The organism is Intrasporangium chromatireducens Q5-1 (genome assembly GCF_000576575.1).
Taxonomy (GTDB): Bacteria; Actinomycetota; Actinomycetes; order Actinomycetales; family Dermatophilaceae; genus Intrasporangium_A; species Intrasporangium_A chromatireducens.
Window position 1 is genome coordinate 1 of record NZ_AWQS01000179.1, and the last position, 7765, is coordinate 7765.

General features: G+C 73.0%; 7 protein-coding genes and 1 tRNA gene. 2 read left to right on the forward strand and 6 right to left on the reverse strand.

The window, feature by feature from the left end; translation table 11 throughout:
- Window positions 1–220 precede the first annotated feature (220 nt).
- A tRNA-Ala gene (locus N864_RS16560) sits at window positions 221–293 on the reverse strand.
- Window positions 294–430: 137 nt separating this feature from the next.
- Entirely contained in the window at window positions 431–2029 is a 1599-nt protein-coding gene (locus N864_RS16565; protein WP_034719347.1) for a dolichyl-phosphate-mannose--protein mannosyltransferase, read from the reverse strand.
- 74 nt (window positions 2030–2103) lie between these two features.
- On the opposite strand from N864_RS16565, the gene N864_RS16570 reads away from it, so the two are divergent.
- A complete protein-coding gene (locus N864_RS16570; RefSeq protein ID WP_240474367.1) occupies window positions 2104–3333 on the forward strand; it encodes an MFS transporter in 1230 nt (409 codons plus the stop codon).
- A gap of 10 nt (window positions 3334–3343) precedes the next feature.
- Here the strand turns inward: N864_RS16570 and N864_RS16575 are convergent, their stop codons facing one another.
- The 4 genes from N864_RS16575 to N864_RS16590 all read right to left on the reverse strand — a co-directional run bounded on the left by N864_RS16575 (window position 3344) and on the right by N864_RS16590 (window position 7270).
- Entirely contained in the window at window positions 3344–4423 is a 1080-nt protein-coding gene (locus N864_RS16575) for a hypothetical protein (RefSeq protein WP_051518707.1), read from the reverse strand.
- Window positions 4424–4500: 77 nt separating this feature from the next.
- Window positions 4501–5175 carry a response regulator transcription factor gene (locus N864_RS16580; protein ID WP_034719354.1) on the reverse strand — a complete coding sequence of 225 codons (675 nt, stop codon included), beginning with the start codon at window positions 5173–5175 and terminating at the stop codon, window positions 4501–4503.
- Window positions 5172–6452 (reverse strand): sensor histidine kinase, encoded by a 1281-nt coding sequence (locus N864_RS16585; RefSeq protein WP_034719357.1) that lies wholly within the window; start codon window positions 6450–6452, stop codon window positions 5172–5174. Before N864_RS16585 ends, N864_RS16580 begins: the two co-directional genes overlap by 4 nt.
- The gene (locus N864_RS16590; RefSeq protein WP_051518708.1) at window positions 6452–7270 is read right to left on the reverse strand and encodes a CPBP family intramembrane glutamic endopeptidase; all 819 of its coding nucleotides are present in this window, start codon (window positions 7268–7270) and stop codon (window positions 6452–6454) included. Before N864_RS16590 ends, N864_RS16585 begins: the two co-directional genes overlap by 1 nt.
- A 22-nt stretch (window positions 7271–7292) precedes the next feature.
- On the opposite strand from N864_RS16590, the gene N864_RS16595 reads away from it, so the two are divergent.
- A partial coding sequence (locus tag N864_RS16595) for a dienelactone hydrolase family protein (protein ID WP_034719361.1) occupies window positions 7293–7765 on the forward strand: 473 nt, incomplete at its 3' end.

A 7765-nucleotide genomic window follows, 5' to 3' on the forward strand; every position in this document is an offset into this window, starting at 1 on the left:
CGCTGCGACGACACCAACCGCCGCCTGTGCAACCAGGCGTTCTTCACCAAGATCTACGTCGAGGAAGACGACGAACTCCGCGTCGAGTATCAGCGCCCCTATGAGATGCTGCTCGACCCCGAGGTCAGCGGCAACGCCCTCAACTGGGCCCAGGACAGCAACAAGGCCCGAACCCCTGCCAACGATTCGTCGGGCAAGGGTTCGAGCCTTGTGCGCGGGGTGGAGCTGAGGGGATTCGAACCCCTGACCTTCTCATTGCGAACGAGACGCGCTACCAACTGCGCCACAGCCCCATGCACCGGAGTGCGACGTGAACTCTAACACCCAGCCCGCCCCGGGATGAAACCGAGCCGGGCGCGGGACGTCGCGTCCGCGCGGCGCGGGCTGAGCGGCATACGGTATGGCGCTCAGCGGGCCGGGAGCGGCGCGCTCAGACCCAGCTCGGGAACCACATCCGCTGCTGCCACTCGTGCAGCGGGATCACCTGGGCGGTGTAGATGGGATAGAAGAACGCGAACAGGCCGATCGTCAGCAGGACGAACGCGCCCATGACCCCGAGCCCCCACCGGCGCCGGACAGTCGTCGCGTCCCGGCCGCCGATGAGCAGGCCGAGGACGTACACGCAGGCGAGCACGATCCACGGCACGAAGGCCACCTCGTAGAAGGAGTAGATCGTCCGGTTGCCGAGGAAGAACCAGGGCACGTAGCCGGCGGCGATGCCGCAGAGGATCGCTCCGGCGCGCCAGTCGCGGTGCAGCGCCCACATGAAGAGGAGCACGAAGATCGCGAGCGTCGCGCCCCACCAGATCGACACCGTCCCGATCGAGGTGATCGCCTTGCTGCACTGGTCGACGAGGCACCCGTCGGCACCCTTCTTCGGCCCCTCGTAGAAGAAGGACGTCGGCCGGCCCTGGATGAGCCAGGACCACGGGTTGGTCTGGTACGGGTGCGGCGAGGTGATCGACTCGGTGGAGGCGAACATCTGCTGGTGGTAGGCCCACAGCGAGCGCCACCAGTCGGGCAGCCAGCCGAAGTCGCGGCTCGGGTTCGTCTCGGCCCAGGTCCGGAACGAGCCGCCCTTGGTGAGGATCCACCCGGTCCACGTCGCGACGTAGGTGACGAGGGCCGTGCCGACGAGCTGGACGAAGGCGAACGGCCCGTCCTTGACCAGCCCGCCCGCCCACCAGCCGCGCACGCCGGCGGCGCGTCGGGCGCCGAGGTCCCACAGGACGGCGAGCAGCCCGAAGAAGACGATGAAGTAGGCGCCCGACCACTTGACGCCCGAGGCCAGCCCGAGACACACGCCGGCGGTCCAGCGCCACGGTCGCCAGCCGAGCCATGGCCCGAGGAAGGACAGATGGTGGCGGGGCACCCCGGCCACCCGCCGAGCCAGCACGGAACGTGCCCGGTCCCGGTCGACGACCAGTGCGCCGAACGCGGCGAGCCCGAAGAACATGACGAAGATGTCGAGCAGCCCGGTGCGCGAGTGGACGAAGTGGTGCCCGTCGAAGGCGAGCAGCGCCGCGGCGAGGGTGCCCATGAGGTCGGAGCGGAAGAGCCGCCGCGCGATGAGCCCGAGCATGAGGATCGACAGAGTGCCGGCGAGCGCGACGGCGAAGCGCCAGCCGAAGGAGTTGAGGATCCCGAAGGGCACCTCGCCCCACCCGATGAGCCACTTGCCGACCGGTGGGTGCACGACGAAGTCGCCCTCGGTGCCCCACACGAACGGGTCGTTGGCGGTGAAGTGCTGGTCGACCTGCTTCGCCTCGAGCAGGGTCGGATCGACCTTCATCTCGAACCAGAACAGGACCATCGACCAGCCCTGCTTGACGTAGTACGTCTCGTCGAAGATGAGCTGGTGCGGGGCGCCGACGTGCCAGAACCGCATGAACCCGCCGACGACGGTGAAGAAGAGCGGCCCCAGCAGTCCCAGGGTCTTCCACAGCGGCCGTCCGGTGAGGGCGCTGGAGCGGAACTCGTCCGCCTCGGTCCCGAGCAGGCGCGCGCGCACCCGCTCGGCTGAGTTCATGGGCGTCATCGTATGAGGTGTGCTTGGGTCCGGCGCGGACGTGCCCTTCGCGCGTGGCCGCTACCGTCGAGCGCGTGACAGGTTCGAGCGGCGACGGACGGCGAGCGCCGGTGTGGCGCCTGCCCGGGATGCCGAGTCTCGTCCTCGTCAGCCTCACCGGGTTCGCCGGCTACGCAGCGTTGCTCCCGGTCGCGCCGCTGTGGGCGGTGCACGGCGGCGCCGACGAGGCGGGCGCCGGCCTTGTCAACACGGTCCTGCTCCTGGCGACGATCGCGACCCAGCTGACCGTCCCCGGCGCGCTGCGCCGCTTCGGGTGGGGGCCGGTCCTCGTCGCCGGCCTCGTCCTGCTCGGCGTTCCGGCCCTGCTCTATGCCGCCAGCGATGCGCTCGCACCGGTCCTCGCCCTGTCCGCCGCCCGCGGTGTGGGGTTCGGCGTGATCACCGTGACGGGCAGCGCTGCGGCGGCCCTGCTTGCGCCGCCGGGCCGGCGTGGGGAGGCGATCGGCGTCTACGGGCTGGCGGTCGCTGTGCCCAACCTCGTCCTCCTGCCGCTCGGCCCGTGGATCGCCGAGAGCGTCAGCTACGGACTCGTCTTCCTCGTCAGCGCCGGGCCGCTGCTCGGCATCCCCGCCGCATTGGGCCTGGGTCGGGCGGTCGCGACGCACGAGGGTGCAGGCGTGGTGCCGCAGGCGACGAACGGCGAGGCCGGCGCAGGATCGGACAGGAGGGGTGCACGTGGCCGGGACTGGGCCGCATACCGACGGCTCCTGGCCCCCACCCTCGTCCTGCTCGGGGTGACGCTGGCCGGTGGGGCGATCCTGACCTTCGCCCCGCAGATGGTCTCGTCCCCGCTGCTCACGACGGCAGGGCTGTTCGTCATGGGCCTCGTCGCGGCGCTCGCCCGGTGGCGGGCCGGGCTGCTCGCCGACCGCCACGGTGCCGAGCGCTTCACCTGGCCCCTCGTCCTCGTCACCGCGGCCGGGATGGCGCTGGCCGCCTGGGCCGTGCGGCACCCCGACGCGACGCCCGCCGCGGCGTTCCTCGCCGCGATGGCCCTCGTCGGTCTCGGCTACGGCGCGCTGCAGAACCTCACGCTCGTCATGGCCTTCGCCTCCGTGGGCCGAGACGGGCACAACCTGGCGAGCGCGGTGTGGAACGTCGGGTTCGATGCCGGCACCGCCGTCGGCTCGGTCCTCGTCGGCGTCATCGCCGCGCGGGCCTCGTTCCCGGCCGGCGTCCTCGCCGCTGGTGCCGTCACCCTGCTGACGCTGCCACTGGCGGTCCGGTCGGCACGGCTCCGCTGAGCCACGGGCGTCAGGGGCGCTCGGCCGTCGCCTCGCGCCGCGCACGATAGGCGAGGGCGGCGACGCCGAGAGCCAGCCCCCAGAGCGGCCAGAGCAGCTCCGGCGCCCACGCGGCCCAGTCCGCCGGCTCCCCGGGCAGACGGTCGAGGTCGCCCATGACGACGCTGCGCCAGAACCCGAGCCCCGCGGACGTGACCGCGGTCGCGACGAAGAGCGCGGGCACGACCGCCATCGAGACGGGCACCGGCCGTCCGCCGATGCGGGGCACCCAGCGCCAGAACCGCTCGCCCCACCGTTGGACCAGCCCGAGGGTGAGCAGGCACCCGACGAGGGCGAACAGGCCAAGGCCGAGGCCGGCGAACTTCGCGCTGCCGAGCTCGACGAGGAAGGCATCGCGGACACCGAGCGGGAGCCCGACCGCCCAGGCGATCCTCGTGGTGGCGTAGCCGACCGGGACCGTCACGGCGACGCCGACGGCCCACCGCCCGACCCGCAGGGCGGCGGCCGCCCGCCGGGGCGCCGCGGCTGTGGCTCTGCCCGTGCCCTCCCGTCCCGCCGAGAGGACAGACACGCCCGTGAGGACGAGCGCGAGCCCACCGACCGTGTGGCTGAGCGAGAGCATCGGGGATGCGAGGACTGCCGGGTCGAGGTCGGCGACCGGCCCCACGCCGAGGAGGCTGAGCAGCACCATGGGCAGATACCCCATGAGGGCCAGGCCGCGCATGTCGCCGAAGCCGAGGGCAGCGACGAGGCCGACGGCGACCAGCACGGCTCCGGCCCCGCGGTGGACGCCCGCCGGCGCACTGGTCCGGCGTGCCGTCACGGTCGTCGCGGTCAGTGTGGCGAGGGCGAGGAGCGCGAGGACGGCGAGCGCGGTGGCGGCCGTTGCCGGGCGGAGCGAGCCGAGGACCGATGCCTCGATCGGCGTCCATGGGGTCGGACCGCGACCGGCCAGGTGGAGGATCGCGATCGCGACGTGCAGCACGGCCCACAGAGCCGCGAGCACGCCGGCGATCGGGTGGGTGCGTCGACGGCGTGGTGGGGCGGTCCGGCGGTGGGTGTGGTCGTTCGCGGTGGTGGTGAAGGCCATGGACCAACGGTGGTCCGGCCGGCCCCGTTGGCGCGTCGGCCGCGGGTCGCGCGTCCCTCATCCTCAGGGATGAGGTGCTACTCGCCCGGCTGGACGACACCGGACTCGTAGGCGAGCACGACGGCCTGGACCCGGTCCCGCAGGCCGAGCTTGCCCAGCACATGTCCGACGTGGGTCTTGACCGTTGCTTCGGACAGGTGCAGCGTGGCCGCGATCTCGGCGTTGGTCGCGCCGGTCGCGACGGCACGCAGCACCTCCGCCTCGCGGGGGGTCAGCGGCTCGAGCACCGTCCGCGCGCGACCCCCGTCGAAGCGCGGGGCAGCCGCGACGTGTTCGATCAGGCGGCGGGTCGTCGACGGGGCGACGACCGCGTGGCCCGCGTGCACGACCCTGATCGCGTCGACGATGTCCTCGGCTCGGGCGTCCTTGAGGAGGAAGGCGCTCGCGCCGGCACGGATGGCGGAGAACGCGTATTCGTCGAGGTCGAAGGTCGTCAGCGCGACCACCCGGGTCTCCGGCTGCTCGCGGGTGATGACCGTCGTGGCCGCGATCCCGTCGAGGCGCGGCATGCGGATGTCCATGAGCACCACGTCGACGCGGTGGCGCCGCACGAGGTCCACTGCGGCGTGGCCGTCGCCCGCCTCGCCGACCACCTCGAGATCGGCCTGCGAGCCGACCGTCATGCGCAGCGCGGAGCGCATCAGCTCCTGGTCGTCGGCGATCGCGACCCGGATCGCGCCGGTGCCCGTCATGAGGGAATCCTCGCGCGGGTCTGCCAGCCGTGCTCGGTGGGACCCGCGTCGAGCAGCTCGCCACCGACTGCGGTCAGGCGTTCGCGCATCCCCGCCAGGCCGCGTCCACCGAGCGGATTCCTGCCGGGCGGGTGGCCGCGGCGGTTCCGGCTGCCGTCGTCTGTGACGGTGACGAGCAGGCCGTCGCGCCAGTCGAGCTGGACGTGGGCCGAGGTGCCCTCGGGCGCGTGACGCAGGATGTTGGTCAGGGACTCCTGGACCACCCGGAAGGCCGTCGCCCCAGCCGCGTCGCTGAGCGCGCGGCGGGCGCCCACCTCTGTCACGGTGACGTCGGTGCCCGACGAGCGGACCTGTTCGACGAGCGGCGGCAGATCCGCCAGGGTCGGCGGCGGGGCAGGTGGGGCGGTCGCCGGACGTCGTGGTCCTGGGTCGCCAGGAGCGTGTGTTGCCGCTGTACTCGTCCTGGGGCCGGCCTCGTCCCGGAGCACACCGAGCAGCCCCCGCATCTGGTCGAGGGCCTCTCGCCCGGTGCCCGCGATGGTGTCGAGGACCTGTGGCGCCTGCTCCGGTGTCGCTGCGACGGCGAGTCTCCCACCCTCCGCCTGGGCGACGACGACGGCCAGCGAGTGGGCGACGATGTCATGCATCTCCCGGGCGATCCGGCGCCGTTCATCGGCGGCAGCGCGCTCGGCCAACGCGTCGGTCCAGGCGAGCCGGGCGGCCCGGTAGCGGCCCAGGGCCCACGCTGCGACGGTCCCGCCGGCGACCGCCCCGACGACGAACAGGCGCCAGCCCCACTGGCCCGGCACCGGTGTCTGGTACCCGGTCGTGTCCCACAGGCGGGCCACGGTGATGGCGGCTCCTAGGGTGCCGACGGCGAGCGCGAGCGTCGGCCAGGGCCGTGGTGTCCGCGCGGCCACCACGTACAGCAGGACGAACCACACGAGGCTGCTCGGCAGCAGGATCGGGGCGAAGGCTGCGCCGGTCCCGGCGGACGCAGCCCCGGTGAGGTCCGGGGCGGTGACGAGGACGAGCATCGCCACCGCACCCAGGCCGAACGCGGCCACCGGCAGGCGGCTCACGATGGGAGGCATGACGAGCACGTGGAGGCCGACGAGGACCGTCCGGAGGCCCCAGGTCCACCCCGGGCCGGTCCCGCTGTCGTCCACGGCGGTCCAGCTCACCGGGAGCAGGACTGCTGCGAGGACGACGGCCCGTGTGGCCGCACCGACGACGGCCCAGCGGCGCGGCACCTCGTCGGCCGTGGCCCCCGTCATCAGAGCGAGATCCCGCGCGAGCGCAGCACCGTGTAGCCGACGAAGGCGACGATGTCGAGCACCGAGTGGCAGACGACGAGCGGCATGACCCGGCGCCGGCGGAGGAAGAACAGCCCGAGGATCAGTCCCATCGCGAGGTTGCCCACGAAGCCGCCGAAGCCTTGGTAGAGGTGGTAGCTGCCGCGGATCACCGCGGAGCCGACGAGCACCGCCGGCCAGGACCAGCCGATCTGGCGCCACCGGGTGAAGAGGTAGCCGACCATGACGACCTCCTCGAGGACCGCGTTCTGGATGGCGGCCAGCGCGAGGACCGGGCCCGACCACCACACCGCGGTGAGGTTGGCCGCCGCGACGTTGGTGTTGATGCCGAGCTGCCGGGCCAGCAGGTAGAGGCCCAGGCCCGGGATGCCGATGACGGCGGCCAGCCCGAGCCCGGCGAGCAGGTCTTTGCCCGGCCGGGTCCGGTCAAGGCCGAGGAAGGCCGTCGGCCGGACGCCCTCGGCGGGTCGCAGCACCCGGCCGAGGAGGTAGATGGCGAGGACGACCGGGACCAGCGCCAGACCGATGCCGACGAGCTGGTAGGCGAGGTCGAGCCACGGGCGGTCCGGCGTCACGGACGAGTTCATCGTCGTCGTCTGCGCGCGCAGCGGGACGTTGCGCGTCAGCTTCTCGATGATCTGCAGGATCGACCAGATCGCCGACGCGCCGAGACTCACGCCGAGGACGATGAGCGTCTCGCGCAGGATCCCGCGCCGCTGCGAGCCCGCCACGGCGGCCGGGTCACGGACCGGCGAACCCAGCTCAGCGGCATACGACATGCGCTCACCTTAGGCTGCGGGCATGTCGGCACTCTCCGCCTGGGAACGCAGCCGCCACACCTCGGACGGGCGCGCGTTCGACGTCTACTGGCGGGGGGAGGGGCCGGGCGTCGTCGTCATCCATGAGAGCCCGGGGCTCACCCCGGAGGTCGTGGCGTTCGGCGATGACCTCGTGGACGCCGGTTTCAGCGTTGCGCTCCCACATCTGTTCGGGTCGGCCGGGCTCGAGCCGCGGCCGGGGGAGGCGGCTGCCGTCGTGGCGCGCCTCTGCGTGTCACGGGAGTTCGCCCTGCTGGCCACCGGGCGGACGACCCCGCTGGCCGGATGGCTGCGCAGCCTCGCCCGGTCGCTGCACGAGTCGGCCGGGGGCCCGGGCGTCGGGGTGGTCGGCATGTGCGTCACCGGCGGCTTCGCACTCGCGATGATGGTCGACCCCGTCGTCGTGGCGCCGGTCCTCGCCCAGCCGGCGACGCCGCTGCCGCTCGGCGCCCGGCG

What these genes read in the sequence shown, in the direction of transcription:
- N864_RS16565 (WP_034719347.1), bottom strand. Translation starts at nt 2,029, where the DNA reads ATGAACTCAGCCGAGCGGGTGCGCGCGCGCCTGCTCGGGACCGAGGCG.
- N864_RS16575 (WP_051518707.1), bottom strand. Translation starts at nt 4,423, where the DNA reads ATGGCCTTCACCACCACCGCGAACGACCACACCCACCGCCGGACCGCC.
- N864_RS16580 (WP_034719354.1), bottom strand. Translation starts at nt 5,175, where the DNA reads ATGACGGGCACCGGCGCGATCCGGGTCGCGATCGCCGACGACCAGGAG.
- N864_RS16585 (WP_034719357.1), bottom strand. Translation starts at nt 6,452, where the DNA reads ATGACGGGGGCCACGGCCGACGAGGTGCCGCGCCGCTGGGCCGTCGTC.
- N864_RS16590 (WP_051518708.1), bottom strand. Translation starts at nt 7,270, where the DNA reads ATGTCGTATGCCGCTGAGCTGGGTTCGCCGGTCCGTGACCCGGCCGCC.